Genomic DNA, 21,473 nt, shown 5'->3' on the forward strand with positions numbered 1-21,473 from the left:
AGTTTGATACATATTGGAGGGATTTTGTGATATACGTAGGCGTAACAGGGTGGGGAGATCATTCATCTTTATATGAAACGGGCGTGCCTGCGCGAGATAAGCTCGCTGTATACGCAGGTCACTTTCCAACAGTTGAAGTAGATGCATCTTTTTATGCTATTCAGCCTAAAACAACGGTCGAAAAGTGGGTAGCAGATACCCCCGATTCGTTTCAATTCGTTGTCAAAGCTTATCAGGGTATGACGACAGGGCATATGCGGAATGAAATACCGTTTGATAGCAAAGACGAGATGTTTGATGCATTTATGGATTCTGTGACTCCTTACGTAAAAGCGAATAAACTTGCAATGATTTTGTTCCAAATGCCGCCCTGGTTTAATTGTACGAAAGAAAATGTTAATTATTTGCGATACAGCCGTGAAAAATTCGGTGATTTACCCGTTACGTTAGAGTTTCGTAACCAGTCTTGGTTTACGCCACAGTGGCATGATAAGACACTTATGTTTATGGAAAAAGAGAAATGGATTCACGGCATTTGTGATGAGCCACAAGCAGGTGAAGGGTCTGTGCCGACCGTTTTACATCCTACGAGTGCTGAGAAAACGCTGATTCGATTTCATGGTCGAAACGTTCACGGTTGGAATAAAAGTGGAGACCCTAACTGGCGTAAAATTCGCTTTTTGTATCGTTATAATCACCAAGAATTACTTGAATGGAAGCATCGTATTGAAGAATTAAAGCAGCAGACGAAAGATATTTACATCGTTTTTAACAACAATTCGGGCGGAGACGCGGTTGATAATGCTAAGGAATTAATTCATTTGCTGGACATTCGGTATACCGATTTGGCACCTAAACAGTTAAATTTATTTGATTGACTGCTAAAACAGATTGATGAGCGCATACCGTCTTAAACAATTAAGTTAGAAATAAAGTATGTGCTTTCTTGTATAATTATAAAAAAACGCCCTAAAGCTCACTCTTTTTGAAAATCATCATACCTTGATTAAGAAAGGAGTGGGGAATTTGATTACATTAGAACCTGTTGTTATTAATGGTCATACGTTCAATGCGGTTACCGTACTGCTTCCAAAAACAACGCTTTTAACAGTCTCTTCCGATAAAGGATATATTATGTGTGGAGCATTAGACGTTGGCCTTTTAAATGAAAAGCTGGTCAGTAGACAAATCATTGCCGGAAGAGCAGTTGGCGTTCGAACAATTGAAGATCTTTTAAATGCACCTTTAGAGTCTGTTACTGTGGAAGCAGAAAGTTTAGGCATTCATCCAGGTATGATAGGGCGCGAAGCTTTATTAAAAATGGTATAGTTAGGAATAAAGTCCTTTATATTCAAATTTTGTCTAAAAGGATTCAATGGAGAGGTAGTAAATGCTCTACCTCTTTTATAGCGATTATAAAATAATAGATAGTTAGGGAGTTACTATGAAATTAGTTGCAATTCAATCATTGAGCCCAGGTGCATGTTTAGCAAAACCAATATTAGATGAAGCAGGAAAAACGCTAATTAATACAGGCATACCTTTGACAGAGACTATTATTAATCGTTTACAGCAGCGAGGTGTTACGTTTGTATACATAGGTGATAAACGAACAAATGATATTGTTGTAAATTCTACTTCTACCATCCCATTTTCACTTCGGAAAAAGGCAATGGAATCAGTGGAAGATGTCTTTCACTCTCTTCAAAAAAAGCATGAAAAAACGCGTGTTGCACTTTTAGAACAATCGGTTCGTGAAGTACATAAGGTTGGCAATCAATTAGTAGATGAGATTATGAATAATAATGATGTATTGTCATTGTTAACGGATGTATATATATACGATAACTATGTATTTTCTCATTCTGTGAACGTGACGCTTTATGCCCTTTCACTCGGAAAAGAAATAGGATTAACTCAGCCTGTTCTAGAGAAGCTAGGTGCAGGAGCTATGCTACATGATGTAGGGAAAATGTTAATTCCCCAAGATATTCTAAACAAGCCCGGAAGATTAACGGATGAAGAATTTAAGTTAATGAAAAAGCATACTACATACGGGTACGAATTATTGCGAAGTACTCCTAATGTCTCTGCGCTCTCCGCCTCTTGCGCATATCAGCATCATGAAAGATTGGATGGATCAGGGTATCCATTAGGAATTAAAGAAGAGCGAATTCATTTATTTAGTAAAATTATCGCAATTGCGGATGTGTACGATGCCGTGACGTCAAATCGCGTGTATAGAAGCGCTCTTCTCCCTCACGAGGGGCTAGAGATTTTGTATGCGGGTGCAGGAAGTCAGTTTGATAAAGATATGATTAGCGCTTTCAGAAGGGCAATTGCTGTTTATCCTATTGGTCTTTTTGTAACGCTGAATGACCAAAGAAAAGGCATAGTAAGTAAGCAAAATAAAGGCCTAAGTGATCGACCTTACATTCTTATTCAAGAAGAAGGAGGCAGGGTTTTAGATAAACCTTATGAAATTGATTTAAAAGAAAGTCCTACATTAATAATTATCAGCAACGATTTAAAACAAACATAGAAAACTTTTAGAAAATAGCGTTAGCCCTCCTTGTTTATGCATACATATAGCTTGTAAGGAGGGATTTTTTTGATTAGGGTTCGCCGAAGAGTATTGAAAAAGGGACCTATACCATTTCGCTATGTTGTACTACTAACAATTGTTTTTTTTCTGCTTTCTACTGGAGCGGGAATATGGTTAATTAATAGAGGAATTGAACCAACCTTAATGAAATATGCAGAAGCCCAGACTAAAGAGATTGCAACGCTTGTTATTAATAAGGCCGTTAATAAACAAGTGGTAGACCAACTTGATGTGAACGATATTATTAAGACAGAAAGTACGCCGGATGGGCAGGTAGCCAAGATTGATACGGCAGTCGTAAATCGTATTAGAGCTCAAACGACATCTTTAGTCCAGGCTAATTTACGAGAAGCTGAAAAAGGAAATTTAGAAGAATTAGAGATTCCAACGGATATTAATATTGAACCAGATGAAAAGCTCAGGCAGCGAGGAATTGTCTATCAAGTTCCATTAGGGCAAGCTACAAACAATGCCTTACTAGGAAATCTAGGACCTTTAATCCCGGTTAAATTTCATGCAATTGGTGATGTGCAATCAGACGTTGTACGGAAAATAGAGGAATACGGAATTAACGGTGCTTTTTTAGAAATTTCAATTGAAGTTCAGGTTAACGTTCAGGTGATTATTCCCTTTGCTACAAAACAGACAACCGTTCAAGCGACAGTGCCTGTAGGGATGGCGATGATTCCAGGGAACGTACCGGATTATTTTAACGGTGGCACTAACTCAGCCTCTCCATCTATTGAACTAAAGAAGAAATAGCCGGTTGATAACTTTATACTTTACCGATATAATGTACTAGATATAATTATATACCATCACCTTATCAGATCGATGAGGTAGAGGATGCAAAAAGTATGAGTATACTATGTGAGGATGACAACTGTGATCATAGTAAAAAGGATTTTTTGCCGAAGGAAAGAAAAAGAGTCAGCTTTTCTTTTCTGGGGTTACCTTGAAAAAGGGTAACACTGTCATTATGAAAATACGCTTGTTTTCATGATGGAGGGCTACTGATCGTGATGGAGGATAACATAACATTACAAAGAGTAATGATAGTTATTTTCTATCATTGCTCTTTTTTGCGTTTTTTTCTTTATAAGTAGTCCTCCTAGATTTAAACAGGCTTATATTAGGAGGATATCATGGAAGGAACTATTTTTTCGTTATTACCACCATTGATTGCCATATTAATGGTTGTTTTAACACGTAAAGTACTGCTTTCCCTAGGAGTAGGGATTTTAGCAGGTGGATTAGTGTTAACGGAGTTTTCAGTTGGAGAAACGATTCAAAAGATTTGGGGAAGCTTTGCTACAATTTTCTACGCGGACGGCGCACTTAATACTTCAAATCTATTCATTTTGCTTTTCCTTTTAATTTTAGGTGTTATTACGGCTTTTATCTCAATCATTGGAGGAAGCCGTGCTTTTGGAGAATGGGCTTTACAACGTATTAAAACGCGTCGTGGAGCTCATCTATTAACAGCTGTGTTAGGAATTATTATCTTTATTGATGATTATTTTAATGCACTAGCTGTTGGACAAGTAAGTCGCCCGGTAACAGATCGACAGCGGGTATCAAGAGCGAAGCTTGCTTATTTAATTGATTCAACTTCAGCTCCGGTATGTGTGATTGCACCGTTCTCAAGTTGGGGTGCCTATATTATTACGGTTGTAGGTTCAATTCTAGCTGCACACGGGATGAGTAATGTGTCAGCATTTTCGGCATTTGTACAGATGATACCGATGAATTTTTATGTATTTACCGCATTAATTATGGTATTCGTGGTGAGTGTTTTTGATATTAACATCGGACCAATGAAAAAACACGAAGAGCGTGCGATTCGTACTGGAGAAGTAACGGACCCAGAAAAAGGTGCAGTACCAGGAGAGTTAAAAGAAGATTTACCAGTTAGTGAAAATGGTCGTGTATTCGATTTGATCTTACCAATTATTGTATTGATGATTGGGACAATTGGTGCGATGTTATGGACAGGCTATCAAGCAACTGAAGGTCAAGCTACAATCTTTACAATGTTTGAGAATACGAATGTACCTAATTCATTAATGATTGGTGGTTTATCAGGCCTTGTTGTAACGCTAGTATTATTTATCGCACGTACAAGACAATCGAATGAACTGTCTAATTCGGTGCTTGGTAAGGGCATAGTAGCAGGAATCAAATCGATGCTACCCGCTATTTATATTTTGCTGCTTGCTTGGATGATTGGAGATTTGATTGGTCAGTTGAAATCAGGAGAATTCTTAGCAGGAATTGTGGAGAGTTCTAATTTAAATATTGCCTTCTTACCAGTGGTACTATTTATTATTGCTGGCATCATGGCGTTTTCAACAGGGACATCGTGGGGAACGTTTGGTATTATGCTTCCAATTGCAGGTGACATTGTAGGAAACATTGAACCAGAATTATTATTACCAGCTCTTGCGGCTGTATTAGCTGGTTCAGTTTACGGAGATCACTGTTCACCAATTTCTGATACAACAATCTTGTCATCAACTGGAGCAGGAAGTCATCATATTGATCACGTAATGACACAGCTTCCTTATGCAATTATTTCAGCTGTGATTAGCATCATTGGTTATATTGTACTTGGTTTAACAGAAAGTACAGCTGCAGGACTTGGAACAGTAATGGTTTTATTAGTGGTATTTGTCTTAGTAACTCGTAAAAAGGGGAACATAACAGAGACATCATTAGAAAAATAGAAGAATAAAGATAGAGCAGATGCGCTTCACAACGTCTGCTCTATTTTTAATTATCCAATTATCAAAATTTTCTATAAAAAATATTTTGACATACTATAGCATAATAGCTATAATTCTTCGTAAGATAGTTCTAAAGACAGACTATGCTAAATTGTCAGAAAGTTTAAATAACTTTTTGGGTTATGACAGAGATAAAAGAAAAGAGAGAGTGTAAGGGGGAAACTATGATGGAAAATCGTCCTCAATGGGGTACGAGAGCAGGTTTTATCATGGCAGCAGCAGGTTCTGCAATTGGATTAGGAAATATTTGGAGGTTTCCGGCGACTGCCTATGAAAACGGTGGAGGTGCATTTTTCTTACCATACTTATTTGCGTTATTAACAGCAGGTATTCCAATCTTAATCATGGAGTTTGCAATTGGACATAAGTATAGAGGATCATCGCCATTATCGCTAGCGAGACTAAATAAAAAAGCAGAATGGCTAGGCTGGTGGCAAGTTGGTATTTCATTTATTATTGCAGTTTACTATGCAGCGATTATTGCATGGGCCATGTCTTACTTTGTCTTTTCGCTAAAGCTAAGCTGGGGTCAAGATACTGAAGGGTTTTTATTCGGTGACTATTTGAAATTAGCTGAGGTTCCTGGTCAAACGGGAAGCATTGTACCAGGTGTCCTAATACCGCTTATTTTAGTTTGGGTAATAGCTTTAGGTGTCTTACTAAAAGGTATTAAAAAAGGAATTGAAGCAGCAAACAAAATTTTCTTACCAACATTAATCGTTTTATTCTTTATCATTGTGCTTCGCGCTATTACATTAGATGGTGCAATGGAAGGGTTGAATGCATTCTTTAAGCCAGACTGGAGCGCTATTGCAGATGGAAAAGTTTGGGTGGCAGCTTATGGTCAAATCTTCTTCAGTTTATCTGTTGGTTTTGCCATTATGATTACTTATTCTAGCTATTTACCAAAGAAATCAGATTTAACAAATAATGCTTTTATCACTGGCTTTGGTAACTCAGCATTTGAATTACTAGCCGGTATTGGTGTATTTAGTGCTTTAGGGTTTATGGCAATGCAGCAAGGTGTGAGCATTGATGAAGTAGTAGCAGGTGGAGTAGGGTTAGCATTTGTTGTATTCCCTCAAATTATTAACGAGTTTCCGGCGTTTAATCAGCTGTTCGGATTACTTTTCTTTGGATCGTTAACATTGGCTGGTTTAACATCACTTATTTCCATTATTGAAACATTTGTAGCGGGGGTACAAGATAAATTTAACGTATCTCGTACGAAATCTGTCTTAATGGGTGGGGGCTTAGCTTCTATCATTTCATTATTATTTGCTACTCAAGGAGGGTTATACTTCTTAGATGTAATGGATTATTTTATCAATAACTTTGGTGTTGCTTTAGCCGGTTTAGTTGAAATTATCTTAGTGGCTTGGGTATTCCGTGAACTAAACAATCTACAAAAACATGCAAACAGCGTATCTGACATTATGCTTGGTGCTTGGTGGAAAATTTGCTTAAGCGTAATCACACCAGTTGTTCTTGGATACATGATGTTTGATAATGTGAGAACTAATATTTCAGAAAATTACGAAGGTTATGCGACGAGTTTCATTGTTCCATTTGGTTGGGGAGTTGCAGGTTTGGTGATTGTTGTTGGGATTCTATTATCATTTAAAAGTTGGAAGAAAGAATCATTATCTTCTGTGAAGGAGGATACAACGTATGGAAAGTAATTCAGTAATTATGATGATTGCAGGAATGATTATCATCTGGGGCGGTTTAGCAGCAAGTATTATTCATGCAGTGAAGAAATCAAAGGAAAGTAAAGCGTAAAAAAGAGTGCTTAGAACATTGTTCTAAGCACTCTTTTTATATTAAATAAACGTTTGTTTAAATCGTACATTACTTTTTCTTTTGACGATCAATTCTTTCCCATGACCGAAGCTGCGGATAAGGGTCAAAAGACCATTCGTTTCGACCGTTATCTTTGTACATACCGTAATGTAAATGAGGTGGAAATTTCCCAGATGTACCTGGAGGCCCGTATCCTGAACTACCAACACCACCAATGACCATACCTGGTTCTACAATCTGTCCCGTTTTTAAATCTTTAGCAAATCCACTTAAATGTGCTAGGTAGTGATAATTATTATTCAGGTCTCGAATTCCAATACGCCAGCCACCATATTTATTCCAACCTTTTAGTTCGATTATACCATAGCAAGGAGACTTGACTGGAACGCCATAGTCAGCGAAAATATCAGTTCCTTCATGAATTCTTCTTCCGCCCCATCCACGAGCGTCACCCCAAGTGCTGCGATAGCTATAGTTTGATCGAATCGGCACTGGAAACGAGGTTCCTTTTAAGTCAATACGACCATAGGTCTTAAAGAGCTTGGCGTTCCCAAGGATAATATCAACCGCTTTAGCTCGATGATAATAACTCCATAGCGCAATTTTAATATAATCCTCGCTTGTTCCAAAAGTTTGAATATAATTAGCCATTGTAAAAAGCATGTCTTCATCATTTAACTGATCAGCTTTCCCATCGCCGTTTCCGTCTTTTCCTAAACCACCTAATAACGAAATGGTTAAGGGGTTTTGGTCATTAAGCTTTGGATTTAAAGAACCCGCCCATTTTTCTGGAGAGTAATAAATAGCAATTGCACCTTTTTCTCTTGGAATATCCTTATGAGAGCGACGGACGTTTCGTTCATATTGATCAATTCCAGCAAAGTAATACCAAGGTATTGATGACACAGCCTCCATCTGCTGATATAATCCCATGCGCTTCGTATTTAAAGCTGCTTCATCTTCGGTAGAAAGTGGCGCAGCCTGAGATGAAATCGTACATGAAAAGCATAGTGAAAAAAATAACAGAAAAAGCACATATTTTTTCAATGGGCTTCCTCCTTCCTAATTAAGTTATAGTATTAGTTTGTGAAACGATGAAAAATTTAATAAATAATAATTAATGGAAATAAAATGATGTTAAGGTTATATGAACAATAAATAAAACGCTATCATTTGCGGTTATTAAAGGATAAAGAGTAGAGATAAATAAGTGCCGAGCGCTTGTCGAATCGCTCTTTTGTATGATAAAGTGACATGTAGTGTATTTTTTATTTGACAATTTAACAATCAGCATATAGGTTACAGACATTTTCTAGATTGATGGAGTTGATACTAATGGCAACAAAGGAAGAGTATGTCCGCAAACCCGAGTGGCTAAAAATTAAGCTAAACACAAACGAGAACTACACGGACTTAAAGAAAATGATGCGTGAAAAAAATCTGAATACGGTATGTGAAGAAGCAAAATGCCCTAATATTCATGAGTGTTGGGCAGTTCGTCGTACGGCTACCTTTATGATTTTAGGTCAAGTTTGTACACGTGCGTGTCGCTTCTGTGCTGTGAAAACAGGCTTACCAACAGAGTTAGATTTGGAAGAGCCAGAACGCGTAGCAGATTCAGTTCAGCTAATGAACTTAAAGCACGCTGTTATTACGGTAGTTGCGCGTGACGATCTAAAAGACGGTGGAGCAGGTGTACTAGCAGAGACAATTCGCGCTATTCGCCGTAAAAATCCATTTACGACAATCGAAGTATTACCTTCAGATATGGGTGGAGTAGAAGAGAACCTCCGCATGGTAATGGATGCTCGCCCTGATATTTTAAACCATAACATTGAAACAGTACGCGAATTAACGCCTCGTGTGCGTGCAAGAGCTACATACGAGCGTTCATTAGAATTTTTACGTCGTGCAAAAGAAATGCAGCCAGATATTCCTACAAAATCGAGCATTATGATTGGGCTTGGAGAAACAAAAGAGCAAATCATTGAAACAATGGATGACCTGCGAGCAAATAATGTAGATATCATGACAATCGGTCAATATTTACAGCCTACAAAGAAACATATTAAAGTTCAGAAGTACTATCACCCAAGTGAATTCGAAGAGCTTAGAGAAATTGCTTTAACTAAAGGATTTAGCCACGTTGAAGCTGGTCCACTTGTGCGTTCTTCTTATCATGCGGATGAACAAGTAAATGCTGCTTCAAAGCAAAAGCAAAATAACGGGTAATGAAAAAGGCGATGTTTCCATCGCCTTTTTTATTTCATCTTTTCATCTGTTACATGTTCATTCAATTCGTTTTTTTCCTCGCCGTTTGCATTCTCACCATCGTTCATCTTACGACCTTGAGGAGATTTAAGCATTTCTTTAATGGTTAAATGAATGGACTCTTCCACAGACTCGGCTTTCGTATTTGCTTCACTGAAGCGTTCGATATCTTGAATGTGCTGTGGGTTATCTGATACGTATACGTGATAATAACGGGGCATAATAGACATTGCTGTCCGTTTTACTTGATCAGCGGTAGCATTTCGATCTTTTGTGTCTGTTTTATACGCGATTAGCACGTCTTCATCTGTCACAAGCGTAGCTACGTCATTCACATTTGGAATGGCTGAACTAAGTTTACTAATTGAATCAGCTGCTTCCTCACGGTCAAGTGTAGCAATGTTTTGTGCCTTTTCAGTATCGTTAGCAACAGGTGATTTTTGATAACGTACGTACCCATAATCGGTATCGTTATCCTTTTCTTTGTTATATAAATCGTTATGATCATGATCAGCTACATTAATAGCATTTGGATTATTAGGTGATAGTGCTTCATTATCTGTTTCGCCCCCTGCCTGACAACCTGATAATGCAACCATTGTTAACATGCCGCAATAAATTAAATATTTTTTCACTGTAAACGACCTCCCTATCTATAGGTTGCGGCGATTGGTTAAAAAATTGCCTGTAAATTGCTGGTTTTCATGTTTTTTAATCAAACGATTGTTTAGAAAAAAATTTCAAAATGTGGTATGGTAATTTTGAAGAGAAGAGGTGAAACAATGATTTGTGTTAATAATGTTTGCTATGAAGTAATCAAAGAAGAACGAGAAGGGTTTGATGAGGAAGCTTTTCGAAGTCGATATATTGATGTGCTTAGTCGCTACGACTATATATTAGGCGATTGGGGCTATAATCAGCTGCGTTTAAAAGGTTTTTTTGATGACCGTAATCAAAAAGCTACATATGATACAAAAATAAGTACAATTCAAGATTATTTACACGAATATTGTAATTTTGGCTGTGCGTATTTTGTACTGAAAAAAGTAAATAAATAAAAAAGGTCAGCAGAAGATGTACTTTCTTTCCGCTGCCTTTCTCATTAAATGACCTCGTATAAGAACTCTCTAAGTTCTTGACCATCTTCTTCTGAAAGCTTAAATATGTGCTCTAAATAATTTGGTTCCTCTAAATCATCTGAGCCAATAATAGCAAAGCGTCCCCCTTGAATATCTAAGACAAGATGCTTGCCATAATAGCGATCAGACTGAATGATAGCAAGGTCAAACCGTTGATTTTCACCCATAAAGCTAACAAATCGAGTTTTTGTATTAACTACATCATCATATAAATAAAAGCGTTCGCTCATTCTCTTGCTCCTTCCTTCTTTCCATACTTTTATCATATCAAATGAAAAAAGAAAAGTGGGGAGAAGCCTGCTAGAAAATTTTATAAGCGAAGCGTTAGGAGGAAACATCATGTACTTTGTAGATCGTCAAAAGATTGAACATATACTACGTTTTTATGAGCAGCACCTAGTTGTTTTTTCTGAACAATCTAAGTGGGAAAGTACTATCGAGAAAAAAGCGTTAGAAAGAGTTGTTCACCTCTTAATTGAAAACGTTTTAGATGTCGGTAATGCAATGATTGATGGATTCATTATGAGAGATCCTGGAAGCTATGATGATATCATTGATATTCTTATGGATGAGAAGGTAGTAGAAACTTCGGAAGAACAGGGCTTAAAAGCAGTAATTAATTTGCGAAAAGTCCTTGTACAAGATTATTTAGATGTTAAACATGATGAAGTGATACATGTTGTTCAAGAGAACAAAGAGGTTTTAAGTCAATTCCCAACTCGAATTCGTACATATCTAGAAAATGAATTAGGACCTGTTTCAGCTTTCCGTAATTAGCGTGAAAGAACTGTGAGCTGATTTGTGATTTTAGGAAAAATAAGCTATTATCGCATTGTAACTCTATCTGCTTTCTTATAATAAAGAAGGCGTTTTTATTATCGAATGAATTAGTAGGAGGCAGCTATGAAGCAATATAAAGGCTATTTAATTGATTTAGATGGAACGATGTATAAAGGAACAGAATTAATTGCAGAAGCGCGTGATTTCGTCATTGCATTAAAAGAAAAAGGTATTCCGTATTTATTTGTTACGAATAATTCAACAAAAAGACCTGCTCAAGTAGCAGAAAAGCTTGAAAGCTTCGGAATTCCCACAACAGAAGATCAAGTGTTTACAACAAGCCAAGCAACGGCTAATTATTTGCATGACCGTAAACCCAACGGTACAGTATATGTAATTGGTGCAGAAGGGATTCGCCATGCGCTTACTGAAAAAGGGTTCACAATTCAAGATGAAGATACGGACTTTGTAGTCGTTGGCTTAGATCAAGAAATTACATATGAGAAGCTAGCAAAAGCTTGTTTAAACGTCCGTAACGGTGCATTTTTTGTGTCGACAAATGGCGATATTGCACTTCCAACAGAAAGAGGCTTACTTCCAGGAAACGGTTCTATAACGTCGGTTGTTTCGGTTTCTACTCAAACACAACCAGTCTTCATTGGAAAGCCAGAAAGTATTATTATGGAGCAAGCGTTAGAAGTAATTGGAACACCGAAAGAAGACACTCTTATGGTAGGCGATTATTATGATACAGATATTTTAGCTGGAATGAAAGCAGGATTAGATACTTTATTAGTTCATACTGGGGTAACAACAAAAGAGCTACTTAAGGGGTATGATAAGCAGCCAACTTATGCTGTTGATTCCCTAAAAGAATGGATGGATAAAATATAATGAATGAAAAGAGAGTGATTCAAATTGAACCACTCTCTTTTTTTATTCAACATTTTCAGCTCGATGTGCCAGACGACTCGAGGCAGCTGCAGCAATAGCACCAACAATATCATCAAGGAATGTGTGACATTTTCCAGACGATTTATCGTTTAATTCTTCCAGTATCCCTGGCTTTTGCTTATCAATATATCCATAGTTTGTAAAGCCGATTGAGCCATACACGTTTACGATGGATAAGGCTAAGATTTCATCTATGCCATACAAGCCTTCGTCCTTTTCTAAAATTGATAAGAGCGGCTCTTCAACTTGTTTCTTTTCCGTTAAAATATCCAGTTGAATACCTGTAAGAATTGCATTCTGTACTTCGCGTTTTGAGATGACGCGCTCGACATTGTACTCACATTCTTGAATGTTTAAATTGGGGTGGTATTTCTTTTGTAGATAAAAAACAAGATCAGCAATATCTCTTACTGTGACACCACGTTTTGTTAGCCACGCTCTTGCTGTTTTTTCCATTTCACTTTGCTCGTGTTTTTTCTCCAAGTATCATCACCTAATTTCTTTTTATTTTTTAATGCTTAAAGGAATACAGAAGCATATGTTTAGAAGTAAATCATGTACTTCACGATTTGGTGAGCATATCATTACATCTTCTAGTATGACTCACTCGGAGGAAATCATAATAAATTGTGTAATTCTAATCTATTCGATTGCGCATAAATATTATGACAAGTATTGAATTTCTTTATGGGAAAACTTTGATCAATGAAATGAGGGGATGTACGTGAAGCAAGCAATTTATGAAGGCTATGGTTTACACCCTGATGAATTGTTGACTTTGGGCGCTTATCAAGCCTTCCAATATCGAGACATCTTGTATACGATTATTCATTTAAATCAAGTGGAAGAAGATGAGCTGAACGAGTTGTATCAAATGAGTCAGTTTCTCATGAGCCAAGGTGACCGTTATATCTCTACATTTATGCCAAATCTAGAAGGAAATATGATTACAGAATCAGATGATTTAAAGTTTATGATTTGCCGATCGATAGCCGCACCGCGAAATGAACAGTTTGTCATTGGTTCAGAGCTAGCAGAATTTCATCAGCGCGGTCGAATGTTTCCTTATGAAGTTGAACATTCAAAACGGTTAGGTCAATGGAAATCATTGTGGGAAAAGCGGTTAGATCAAATGGAAGAGTTTTGGTATGGACGATTGAGAGCTTTGCCTAATCAAGAAGTTGAAAAGAAATTTCTCGAAAGCTTTCCATACTATCTAGGGCTAGCAGAGAATGCCATTCAGTATTTAGTGGATACAGAGATTGATGATTTGCCAAGAGCAGTAGACTCAGCTACAATTTGTCATCACCGATTTGGACAGACGACTTGGGGAAGCCAGTATATCTATAAACTCCCAGTGGATTGGGTCTTTGATCATCCCAGCAGAGACTTAGCAGAGTATATTCGTGAACAATATTTATCATCCTATGAGCTAAATCCACATCAGTTGCATTACTTTTTAAGTGAATACGAACGTATTAACCCACTCTCATCATTTTCATGGCGTCTTCTATATGCGAGACTGTTGTTCCCTGTGCATTATTTTGAAGTGGTAGAAGGATATTATAGTGTTCAAAGCGAAGAACAAAAGCAAGGCTATTATAAGCAGCTAGAAGCTGTCTTAGATCACTCATCCCATTATGAGCGATTTTTAAAGCAGTTTTATCAATCCGTTGGAATTTCTACTTCACGGTACCATATACCAGAAGTAGGGTGGTTATCAAGCGGTGTTTAAGTGGTATAAGTAGAGTAAAGACATATAAAGATAATGCGACGTGACGCCTATTGCGGTAAACAATAAGGCGTCATGTTATGTAATTAAAAATCAATGAGGTGATAGATAATGGACAAGCCGTTTATTTTTATTACGAGGAATATACCGGAGAAGTTCGTGGAGCCACTACGCGTAGTGGCTGAAGTAGAGATGTGGCATTCAGAAGAAGACCCGGTACCTCATGATGTACTCACTGAAAAAGCAAAAAAAGCTCATGGGCTTTTAACGGTTTTATCTGATAGAGTAGATGAAGAATTATTAAAGGAAGCCACTAATTTAAAAGTAATTGCGAATCTAGCTGTGGGGTTTGATAATATTGATATCCAAGCAGCGACAAAGCGTCAAATCTATGTTTGTAATACGCCTGATGTGCTTTCAGATACCACAGCAGATTTAGCTATGACGCTCCTTATGACAACGGCTAGAAATATTTTAGAGGCTTCAGCACATATTAAAGAAAATAAGTGGACAAGCTGGAGCCCATATTTGTTAGCTGGTCGAGATATTCATCATAAAACGCTTGGAATTGTTGGGATGGGAAAGATTGGTGAAGTGCTAGCGAAGAGAGCAGCAGGTTTTGATATGAATATCCTTTATCACAATCGTTCTCGAAATGAACAAGCTGAAAGCAAGTTACCTGTTACATATGCATCAATGGATGATGTATTAGAGAAGTCTGACTTTGTTGTGTGCTTAACACCTTTAACAAAACAAACTGAAAATATGTTTAATGAGGAAGCATTCAAAAAGATGAAGAAATCTGCGATGTTTATTAACGTTTCTCGGGGTGATGTAGTGGACGAAGCCGCTTTGTTAAAAGCGTTGAATGAAGAGGAGATTGCAGCAGCAGGACTGGATGTCTTTGTGAATGAACCAATTGATGGTTCACACCCGTTAGCCATGCACCCAAAAGTAGTGGCACTACCTCACATTGGAAGTGCGACGGTAGAAACACGCACAAGTATGATTAAATTAGCGGTACAAAACATAGAAGCTGTTTTAGCAGGGCATTTCCCATCTACCATCATTAATAGAGAGCTTGTGCCTCAAGGTTAAAGAATAAAAGCATTTCTTTTATAGAAATGCTTTTTGTATGTTAAAAAACAAGAAAATACGTGTTATGATAAGGAAATGAAATATTTAAAAAATTTAAATTTGTCTTTTTATTCAACGAATAAAGAGATAAATTTAAAGTAAAGTCTTGTAAAAAAGAAAAATAGGGTCTATAATGTCCACTATAAGAAAACAAATGTATACGTGAAGAGAACATAGAGGTGAATAATATGACAAAAAGTATTTCAGTAGGATTATTAGGGTTGGGAACGGTTGGTAGTGGAGTAGTTAAAATTATTGAAAATCACCAGGATAAGTTAAGTCACCAAGTTGGCTGTCCGGTAACGGTTAAAAAAGTGGTAGTTAAAAATATTGATAAAGTTAGAGATGTAGAGATTAGTAGTGAGAAATTATCAACAAACGTAGAGGATGTCATTCATAACCCAGATGTAGATGTTGTTATTGAGGTTATGGGTGGCGTTGAGGAAACAAGAGACTATATTTTAACGGCTCTTCGTAATAAAAAGCACGTTGTAACAGCAAATAAAGATTTGATGGCAGTTTACGGTTCTGAGTTATTAACGGTTGCATCAGAAAATGGCTGCGATTTATTTTATGAAGCAAGTGTTGCTGGAGGAATTCCGATTCTTCGTGGACTTGCAGATGGTTTAGCTTCAGATCGTATTACAAAAATGATGGGAATTGTAAATGGTACAACAAACTTTATCTTAACAAAGATGACAAAAGAAGGAAGCGCATATGAAGAAGTGCTAAAAGAAGCACAAGAACTAGGTTATGCAGAAGCAGACCCTACTTCTGATGTTGGAGGCTTGGATGCAGCAAGAAAAATGGCGATTCTAGCTACGCTTGGTTTCTCAATGAAAATTGACCTTGATGATGTGCAGGTTCAAGGTATTACGGAAGTAACGGAAGAAGATTTACAATATAGTAAACAATTAGGATATACAGTGAAATTAATTGGATACGCGCATCGAGACGGAGACAACGTCGAAGTAAGTGTTCAGCCAACGTTATTAGCGGATACACATCCATTAGCATCAGTTAGCGATGAGTACAATGCGGTTTATGTGTATGGAGAAGCGGTTGGAGAAACAATGTTTTATGGTCCTGGAGCGGGTAGTTTACCGACAGCAACTGCAGTTGTATCGGATCTTGTGGGCGTGATGAAAAACTTGAGGTTAGGGGTCAATGGAAAGAGTGCCGTAACGCCTCAATTCCCAAAACAGTTGAAAACAGAAGACCAAAAGTTTTCTAAACACTTCTTACGTATTCACGTAAAAGATCAGGTAGGCGCATTTGCCAAATTAACAACATTATTTTCTGAACGCGGCGTAAGCTTTGAAAAAATTATTCAATTACCGGTTACAGGAAGCGAACTTGCAGAGATCGTTGTTGTAACACATAAAACATCTCAAAAAGACTATGAAGAAATTTTACAACAATTAAGAGACTTACCAATCGTTGAAAACGTAAAAAGCAGTTATCGAGTAGAGGGAGTTGGCATCGTATAATGTGGAAAGGTTTATTACACCAATATAAAGAGTTCTTGCCAGTAACAGAAGAAACACCAATGTTAACACTACATGAAGGAAATACGCCGCTTATTCATCTTCCATATTTATCGGAAGAACTTGGCATTAACTTGCATGTAAAAGTAGAAGGTTTAAACCCTACAGGTTCATTTAAAGACCGAGGTATGGTCATGGCCGTTGCAAAAGCAAAAGAAGAAGGAAGTAACACAGTCATTTGTGCATCTACTGGTAATACGTCTGCAGCAGCAGCAGCTTATGCGTCACGTGCAGGCATGCGCTGTATCGTTGTTATTCCAAACGGAAAAATTGCAATGGGTAAGCTCGCTCAAGCTGTTATGTACGGAGCAGAAATTGTAGCAATTGAAGGAAACTTTGATCAAGCACTTTCAATGGTTCGAAAACTTAGTGAAACAGCACCTGTATCTCTTGTAAACTCTGTGAACCCTTACCGAATTGAGGGGCAAAAAACCGCAGCTTTTGAAATCTGTGAACAGTTAGGAAAGGCACCCGACGTTTTAGCAATTCCTGTTGGGAACGCCGGGAATATTACAGCATATTGGAAAGGTTTCAAAGAGTATAATGAGCGTAATCAGAGCGGTCTGCCTCTTATGCACGGTTTTGAAGCTGAAGGAGCAGCAGCAATCGTTCGAAACGAAGTAATTGAAAATCCAGAGACAATTGCAACAGCAATTCGTATCGGTAATCCAGCAAGCTGGGATTATGCGGTAAATGCAGCTAATGAATCAAAAGGCAAAATTGATGAAGTGACGGATGAGCAAATTTTAGATGCATATCGCTTAATTGCTAGAAGAGAAGGTGTTTTTGCAGAGCCTGGGTCTTGTGCATCAATCGCTGGTGTAATAAAAGACGTAAAATCAGGGAAAATTGCCAAAGGTTCAACAGTAGTAGCAGTGCTAACTGGAAATGGATTAAAAGATCCGAACGTAGCAATTGACGCACATGATGTTAAGCCAGTTGTATTGCCAAATGAAGAAGAAAAAGTGTTTGAATATATTGAAGGTGTTGTCGCTTCATGTTAACTTTTGACCGCTTTAAAATCACAGTGCCAGCGAGCTCTGCTAATTTAGGGCCCGGGTTTGATTCCATTGGAATCGCTCTTGGGCGCTACTTGATTTTAACAGTGGAGCCAGCTGAACAGTGGGTATTTGTACCAAAGACAGCTGATGTTGAAGGAATACCAACAGGCAAGGACAACTTAATGTATCAGGTTGCCGAAGATGTAGCAAAGCAATATGAAGTAACTCTTCCAGCAGCAAAAGTGTATGTCTCAAGCGATATACCGTTAGCTAGGGGGCTTGGAAGCAGTGCTTCTGCAATTGTTGCAGGTATTGAACTTGCTAATCAGCTTGCTAAGCTTAATTTATCGCAAAAAGACAAGCTGCGAATTAGCAGCCTAATGGAAGGCCACCCGGATAACGTAAGTCCTTCTATTTATGGAGGCGTCGTGATTGGATATCATCATGAAGATGAAACGTATATCAATCATATTCCCAACTTACAAGCTGAAGTAATAATGATTATTCCGAGATACGAATTAAAAACAGCTGATGCCCGTAATGCTTTGCCGAAGGTAATTGATTATCGAACAGCAGTAGAAGCCGGAGCAATTGGGAATATGCTTGTGTCTGCACTGATGAATCGTGATTTTGAAGCGGTAGGAACATTTATGGAAAAAGATTTATACCATGAGCTTTATCGAACAAAATTGGTACCAGAGCTAGCCATTGCGAGAGTAGAAGCTAAAAGGTTAGGAGCTTACGGAACAGTGCTGAGCGGAGCGGGGCCAAGTGTATTATGCTTAGCACCTATTGGAAAAGGAAAAGACATTGCTAAGCATTTAGCTATAAAATTATCTCATTGTGAAGTTGACGTAGTAGGTATTGATACAAAAGGTGTATATGTAGACGCTTAGGTCGTAACAAACTAAAGCAAAAACCCTCAAGCATCGCTTGAGGGTTTGTTATATAAGGGATCATTAGAAAACTTGTTCAACTTCTACAACACCAGGTACTTCTTCTAAAAGAGCACGTTCAATACCTGCTTTTAGCGTGATTGTTGAACTTGGGCAGCTGCCACAAGCGCCTAGAAGACGTAATTTTACAATGCCATCTTCAACGTCGACTAATTCACAATCTCCACCATCGCGAAGTAAAAATGGACGAAGCTTATCTAATACTTCTTGTACTTGTTCATGCATTTCCATTTCAGCCATGATTATCGACTCCTTTCCTTCTCTAGTTACATTATAAACGCTCTTACATAAAAAATCTATTCAAGAATCTTTGATTACGTTCGTTCAACTTGAAAAACGATGTTCTTTAAATAGTTTTTGTGTACAATAAAGATAAGATAGAGTGGAAGCTTTCTTTATTGAAAGAGCCATAGCATGGGAATAGGGGGAACAAATATGGAAAAAAACAACGTTGAGATTTGTGTATATGGAGCAGAAATTATTTGTGCAAGCTGCGTGAATTTACCATCTTCAAAAGACACACAGGAGTGGCTTGAGGCGGCGCTTAGTCGAAAATACCCGAATGAATCATTTAACATACGTTATATCGATATTTATAACCCACCTGTGGATGAAAAAGAGAAACAGGAGTTCTCGCAAAAAGTAATTGATGAAGATTTGTTTTATCCAGTTATTCTAATTAACAATGAGATTGTTGGAGAAGGGAATCCAAAGCTAAAGCGTATTTTTGAAGAATTAGAGAAATATGGATTTGTGTCTGCATAAAAAAACGCCTTTTAGGCGTTTTTTTATTAACCGTTATGGTATTTATACATCCATAAAATACCTGACTTTAATAAGCGAGCAACTCGACCCGTAATTGCGCGATCGTTTACTAATCCGAATCCGTGTTTTTTTCCTAAAGAGCCTAATACGCCTTTAAGTTTAATCGTTGGTAACTCAGTAGGTAGCTCTTCATTCTTCCATCGTGCTGTTAACACTTGAACAATCTGCTCTGCTTGCCCCTCAGCTAGTTGAGCACTAGGAGCATGTGGTAAGCTAGCACAGTCTCCCAATACATAGACATTCTCATTGTTAGGCAGATTATGATATTTTGTTAAGACTACGCGACCCTGAGTGTCTTTCTCAACGTTTAAATCCCTAACGACCTTGTTTGGTTGAATGCCGGCTGTCCACACAATCGCATCGCTTTTAATTGGTTCATCATGATTGTATAGAGTATTCTGTTCTACTCTCGTGATATTGGCGTTGTTCACAATTTCAATACCGTTAGAAGTGAACCAGTCTTGAACATAATTGCTCAAACGTTCTGGGAATGAAGATAAAATTAATTTTCCTCTATCGAATAGCATGATATTTAAATCAGAACGGCTTTCTTTTAACTCACTAGCTAATTCAACACCGCTAAGACCAGCTCCGACAATCGATACGGTTGCATGAGCAGGTAAATTGTTTAACGCTTGATATGTAGCGCGAGAAGCGTCGATTGTTTGAATGCTGTATGTATGCTCCGGTGCGCCCGGCACGCCGTGATATTTATCTTCACACCCTAGTCCGATAATTAAATCATCATAATGGAGGACTTCGTTGTCTTCAAGGTGAACTTGGTTATTTTCAAGATCAATGTTTGTAATGAAGCCATAGCGAATAGATAAACGAGGATGCTCTGGGAAAGAAACGCGAACGTGCTGATCTGAAATGGTTCCAGCCGCTAACGCGTAGAATTCAGTCTTTAATGAGTGATAAGGTGCTTTATCAACCAATGTTACATGTACATCCTCTGGCAATTGATTTGGAAAAAGTCGCTGTAGGACACGCATACCACCATATCCTCCACCGAGTATCACAAGGTTCTTCATCTGGATTTCCCCTTTACGTTTAGACATTTTATTCTCTCTATACTAATTGAATTGCTTAAAACATATAGGCATACAAAACGAAACCGATACGTCAATCGCATTCGATTTTGCATAGCATATTTTACTTAAATAATAATTTAATATAACCTGTTTTGTTTGTATTCACATAAAAGTATAACTAAATTGAATAAAAACCACAATATATTTCAACATAATTTCCTTATCAGCATGCAGTTTGGATATTTGACGTCTTTTTAAAAACAAGGTAGGATAAACAATTAGTAGAGAGGTGAGAATAGTGATTCAACCAATTATTGAATTTTGTATCAGCAATTTAGCTAGCGGTTCTCAGCTTGCGTTGGAAGAGTTAGAAAAAGATCCGAATTTAGATATTGTTGAGTATGGATGTTTGGGTTATTGTGGAAAGTGTGCACGGTCTCCTTTTGCTTTAGTAAACGGGGATGTTGTAGCTGCTGACACACCAGAAGAATTAGTAGCAGCTATCTACACACATTTGGAAGAGAACCCAATGTTTTAATATAGAGTAAAAGTAGAAGAGGCTGGGACAAAAGGTCTCTATAATCGAAAAAAGGTGAAGTCGCCGGTGCGACTTCGCCTTTTTTCAATTATTTTAAAGATATAAAGGCAAGATCTCACCCCCTTGCCACATATTTTCGTATATTCACGGCCATTAGTGCGAGGCCGGTTTCGTTTTCGACTTTGGATTTCCCACGAACAGAAAATCGTGTGAAACCTAAATTAGCCTTCAAGAATCCAAAAACTGGCTCCACGTCCATTTTACGTTGACGATAAATTTTAGCCGTTTCTTCTTCCGAAAGCTTCGCTTTTATGTATTCTTTTTGTTCTTCCCATTTTTCATTGACCATAAGCTTACGATTGGTT

25 protein-coding genes and 1 riboswitch are annotated in these 21,473 nt (G+C 37.7%); of the genes, 18 read left to right on the top strand and 7 right to left on the bottom strand.

What is annotated here, in order from left to right; all coding sequences use genetic code 11:
- The first annotated feature begins 26 nt into the window (after positions 1–26).
- The 7 genes from AS180_RS12295 to AS180_RS21680 all read left to right on the top strand — a co-directional run bounded on the left by AS180_RS12295 (position 27) and on the right by AS180_RS21680 (position 7,173).
- Positions 27–878, top strand: coding sequence for a DUF72 domain-containing protein (locus tag AS180_RS12295; protein WP_062686872.1), 852 nt, complete (start codon positions 27–29; stop codon positions 876–878).
- A gap of 148 nt (positions 879–1,026) precedes the next feature.
- Positions 1,027–1,329, top strand: coding sequence for a YunC family protein (locus AS180_RS12300; RefSeq protein ID WP_025909429.1), 303 nt, complete (start codon positions 1,027–1,029; stop codon positions 1,327–1,329).
- 115 nt (positions 1,330–1,444) lie between these two features.
- A complete protein-coding gene (locus AS180_RS12305) occupies positions 1,445–2,542 on the top strand; it encodes an HD-GYP domain-containing protein (protein WP_025909428.1) in 1,098 nt (365 codons plus the stop codon).
- 69 nt (positions 2,543–2,611) lie between these two features.
- Complete coding sequence (yunB, locus tag AS180_RS12310; protein WP_025909427.1) at positions 2,612–3,367, top strand: sporulation protein YunB; 756 nt, start codon at positions 2,612–2,614, stop codon at positions 3,365–3,367.
- A 70-nt stretch (positions 3,368–3,437) separates the two neighbouring features.
- Positions 3,438–3,626: riboswitch (Lysine riboswitch) on the top strand.
- Positions 3,627–3,750: 124 nt separating this feature from the next.
- Positions 3,751–5,331, top strand: a complete 1,581-nt coding sequence (locus AS180_RS12315; RefSeq protein ID WP_025909426.1) for a Na+/H+ antiporter NhaC family protein — start codon at positions 3,751–3,753, stop codon at positions 5,329–5,331.
- 227 nt (positions 5,332–5,558) lie between these two features.
- Positions 5,559–7,073, top strand: coding sequence for a sodium-dependent transporter (locus tag AS180_RS12320; protein WP_025909425.1), 1,515 nt, complete (start codon positions 5,559–5,561; stop codon positions 7,071–7,073).
- Positions 7,063–7,173 (top strand): methionine/alanine import family NSS transporter small subunit, encoded by a 111-nt coding sequence (locus tag AS180_RS21680; RefSeq protein ID WP_076512338.1) that lies wholly within the window; start codon positions 7,063–7,065, stop codon positions 7,171–7,173. Before AS180_RS12320 ends, AS180_RS21680 begins: the two co-directional genes overlap by 11 nt.
- 69 nt (positions 7,174–7,242) lie before the next feature.
- On the opposite strand, the gene AS180_RS12325 is transcribed toward AS180_RS21680, so the two are convergent.
- Positions 7,243–8,187 carry a M23 family metallopeptidase gene (locus AS180_RS12325; protein WP_226372960.1) on the bottom strand — a complete coding sequence of 315 codons (945 nt, stop codon included), beginning with the start codon at positions 8,185–8,187 and terminating at the stop codon, positions 7,243–7,245.
- Between the two features lie 342 nt (positions 8,188–8,529).
- Between AS180_RS12325 and lipA the strand changes: the two genes are divergently transcribed.
- Positions 8,530–9,426 (top strand): lipoyl synthase, encoded by an 897-nt coding sequence (gene lipA / locus AS180_RS12330; protein ID WP_025909423.1) that lies wholly within the window; start codon positions 8,530–8,532, stop codon positions 9,424–9,426.
- A gap of 29 nt (positions 9,427–9,455) precedes the next feature.
- Here the strand turns inward: lipA and AS180_RS12335 are convergent, their stop codons facing one another.
- The gene (locus AS180_RS12335; RefSeq protein WP_025909422.1) at positions 9,456–10,100 is read right to left on the bottom strand and encodes a YhcN/YlaJ family sporulation lipoprotein; all 645 of its coding nucleotides are present in this window, start codon (positions 10,098–10,100) and stop codon (positions 9,456–9,458) included.
- A gap of 147 nt (positions 10,101–10,247) precedes the next feature.
- On the opposite strand from AS180_RS12335, the gene AS180_RS12340 reads away from it, so the two are divergent.
- Entirely contained in the window at positions 10,248–10,523 is a 276-nt protein-coding gene (locus AS180_RS12340) for a YutD family protein (RefSeq protein ID WP_025909421.1), read from the top strand.
- Positions 10,524–10,567: 44 nt separating this feature from the next.
- Here AS180_RS12340 and AS180_RS12345 read toward each other — a convergent pair whose 3' ends face one another.
- Positions 10,568–10,834, bottom strand: coding sequence for a DUF3055 domain-containing protein (locus AS180_RS12345; protein ID WP_025909420.1), 267 nt, complete (start codon positions 10,832–10,834; stop codon positions 10,568–10,570).
- Positions 10,835–10,943: 109 nt separating this feature from the next.
- On the opposite strand from AS180_RS12345, the gene AS180_RS12350 reads away from it, so the two are divergent.
- Entirely contained in the window at positions 10,944–11,381 is a 438-nt protein-coding gene (locus tag AS180_RS12350; protein WP_025909419.1) for a DUF86 domain-containing protein, read from the top strand.
- Between the two features lie 126 nt (positions 11,382–11,507).
- Entirely contained in the window at positions 11,508–12,278 is a 771-nt protein-coding gene (locus AS180_RS12355) for a TIGR01457 family HAD-type hydrolase (RefSeq protein ID WP_025909418.1), read from the top strand.
- A 42-nt stretch (positions 12,279–12,320) separates the two neighbouring features.
- Here AS180_RS12355 and AS180_RS12360 read toward each other — a convergent pair whose 3' ends face one another.
- Positions 12,321–12,794 (bottom strand): phosphatidylglycerophosphatase A family protein, encoded by a 474-nt coding sequence (locus AS180_RS12360; RefSeq protein WP_076512354.1) that lies wholly within the window; start codon positions 12,792–12,794, stop codon positions 12,321–12,323.
- A 268-nt stretch (positions 12,795–13,062) separates the two neighbouring features.
- Here AS180_RS12360 and yutH point away from each other — a divergent pair, with 268 nt between their 5' ends.
- From yutH to thrB, 5 genes are all read left to right on the top strand, one after another.
- Positions 13,063–14,073, top strand: a complete 1,011-nt coding sequence (gene yutH / locus AS180_RS12365; RefSeq protein WP_025909416.1) for a spore coat putative kinase YutH — start codon at positions 13,063–13,065, stop codon at positions 14,071–14,073.
- Between the two features lie 108 nt (positions 14,074–14,181).
- Positions 14,182–15,168 carry a 2-hydroxyacid dehydrogenase gene (locus tag AS180_RS12370; RefSeq protein ID WP_025909415.1) on the top strand — a complete coding sequence of 329 codons (987 nt, stop codon included), beginning with the start codon at positions 14,182–14,184 and terminating at the stop codon, positions 15,166–15,168.
- A 227-nt stretch (positions 15,169–15,395) separates the two neighbouring features.
- Positions 15,396–16,697, top strand: coding sequence for a homoserine dehydrogenase (locus AS180_RS12375; RefSeq protein WP_025909414.1), 1,302 nt, complete (start codon positions 15,396–15,398; stop codon positions 16,695–16,697).
- Positions 16,697–17,758, top strand: coding sequence for a threonine synthase (gene thrC / locus AS180_RS12380; RefSeq protein WP_025909413.1), 1,062 nt, complete (start codon positions 16,697–16,699; stop codon positions 17,756–17,758). Before AS180_RS12375 ends, thrC begins: the two co-directional genes overlap by 1 nt.
- A complete protein-coding gene (gene thrB / locus AS180_RS12385) occupies positions 17,752–18,651 on the top strand; it encodes a homoserine kinase (RefSeq protein ID WP_062686873.1) in 900 nt (299 codons plus the stop codon). Before thrC ends, thrB begins: the two co-directional genes overlap by 7 nt.
- 63 nt (positions 18,652–18,714) lie before the next feature.
- Here thrB and AS180_RS12390 read toward each other — a convergent pair whose 3' ends face one another.
- The gene (locus AS180_RS12390) at positions 18,715–18,951 is read right to left on the bottom strand and encodes a NifU family protein (RefSeq protein WP_025909412.1); all 237 of its coding nucleotides are present in this window, start codon (positions 18,949–18,951) and stop codon (positions 18,715–18,717) included.
- Positions 18,952–19,146: 195 nt separating this feature from the next.
- Here AS180_RS12390 and AS180_RS12395 point away from each other — a divergent pair, with 195 nt between their 5' ends.
- Positions 19,147–19,476, top strand: coding sequence for a YuzD family protein (locus AS180_RS12395; protein ID WP_025909411.1), 330 nt, complete (start codon positions 19,147–19,149; stop codon positions 19,474–19,476).
- A gap of 26 nt (positions 19,477–19,502) precedes the next feature.
- On the opposite strand, the gene AS180_RS12400 is transcribed toward AS180_RS12395, so the two are convergent.
- Positions 19,503–20,570 (bottom strand): NAD(P)/FAD-dependent oxidoreductase, encoded by a 1,068-nt coding sequence (locus AS180_RS12400; protein ID WP_025909410.1) that lies wholly within the window; start codon positions 20,568–20,570, stop codon positions 19,503–19,505.
- Positions 20,571–20,868: 298 nt separating this feature from the next.
- Here AS180_RS12400 and AS180_RS12405 point away from each other — a divergent pair, with 298 nt between their 5' ends.
- On the top strand, positions 20,869–21,108 hold the full coding sequence (locus tag AS180_RS12405) for a YuzB family protein (RefSeq protein WP_025909409.1): 240 nt from the start codon (positions 20,869–20,871) through the stop codon (positions 21,106–21,108).
- A gap of 115 nt (positions 21,109–21,223) precedes the next feature.
- Here AS180_RS12405 and AS180_RS12410 read toward each other — a convergent pair.
- Positions 21,224–21,473 (bottom strand): transposase (locus AS180_RS12410; RefSeq protein WP_139109193.1); only part of this gene is annotated, 250 nt, incomplete at its 5' end.

The organism is Priestia veravalensis (assembly GCF_001457055.1).
In the GTDB taxonomy this organism is placed as follows: Bacteria; Bacillota; Bacilli; order Bacillales; family Bacillaceae_H; genus Priestia; species Priestia flexa.

Coding starts and splice junctions, on each gene's coding strand:
- AS180_RS12305 (WP_025909428.1), top strand. CDS start 1,445: ATGAAATTAGTTGCAATTCAATCATTGAGCCCAGGTGCATGTTTAGCA.
- AS180_RS12315 (WP_025909426.1), top strand. CDS start 3,751: ATGGAAGGAACTATTTTTTCGTTATTACCACCATTGATTGCCATATTA.
- AS180_RS12320 (WP_025909425.1), top strand. CDS start 5,559: ATGGAAAATCGTCCTCAATGGGGTACGAGAGCAGGTTTTATCATGGCA.
- AS180_RS21680 (WP_076512338.1), top strand. CDS start 7,063: ATGGAAAGTAATTCAGTAATTATGATGATTGCAGGAATGATTATCATC.
- lipA (WP_025909423.1), top strand. CDS start 8,530: ATGGCAACAAAGGAAGAGTATGTCCGCAAACCCGAGTGGCTAAAAATT.
- AS180_RS12340 (WP_025909421.1), top strand. CDS start 10,248: ATGATTTGTGTTAATAATGTTTGCTATGAAGTAATCAAAGAAGAACGA.
- AS180_RS12345 (WP_025909420.1), bottom strand. CDS start 10,834: ATGAGCGAACGCTTTTATTTATATGATGATGTAGTTAATACAAAAACT.
- AS180_RS12350 (WP_025909419.1), top strand. CDS start 10,944: ATGTACTTTGTAGATCGTCAAAAGATTGAACATATACTACGTTTTTAT.
- AS180_RS12355 (WP_025909418.1), top strand. CDS start 11,508: ATGAAGCAATATAAAGGCTATTTAATTGATTTAGATGGAACGATGTAT.
- AS180_RS12360 (WP_076512354.1), bottom strand. CDS start 12,794: ATGGAAAAAACAGCAAGAGCGTGGCTAACAAAACGTGGTGTCACAGTA.
- AS180_RS12370 (WP_025909415.1), top strand. CDS start 14,182: ATGGACAAGCCGTTTATTTTTATTACGAGGAATATACCGGAGAAGTTC.
- AS180_RS12375 (WP_025909414.1), top strand. CDS start 15,396: ATGACAAAAAGTATTTCAGTAGGATTATTAGGGTTGGGAACGGTTGGT.
- thrC (WP_025909413.1), top strand. CDS start 16,697: ATGTGGAAAGGTTTATTACACCAATATAAAGAGTTCTTGCCAGTAACA.
- thrB (WP_062686873.1), top strand. CDS start 17,752: ATGTTAACTTTTGACCGCTTTAAAATCACAGTGCCAGCGAGCTCTGCT.
- AS180_RS12390 (WP_025909412.1), bottom strand. CDS start 18,951: ATGGCTGAAATGGAAATGCATGAACAAGTACAAGAAGTATTAGATAAG.
- AS180_RS12395 (WP_025909411.1), top strand. CDS start 19,147: ATGGAAAAAAACAACGTTGAGATTTGTGTATATGGAGCAGAAATTATT.
- AS180_RS12400 (WP_025909410.1), bottom strand. CDS start 20,570: ATGAAGAACCTTGTGATACTCGGTGGAGGATATGGTGGTATGCGTGTC.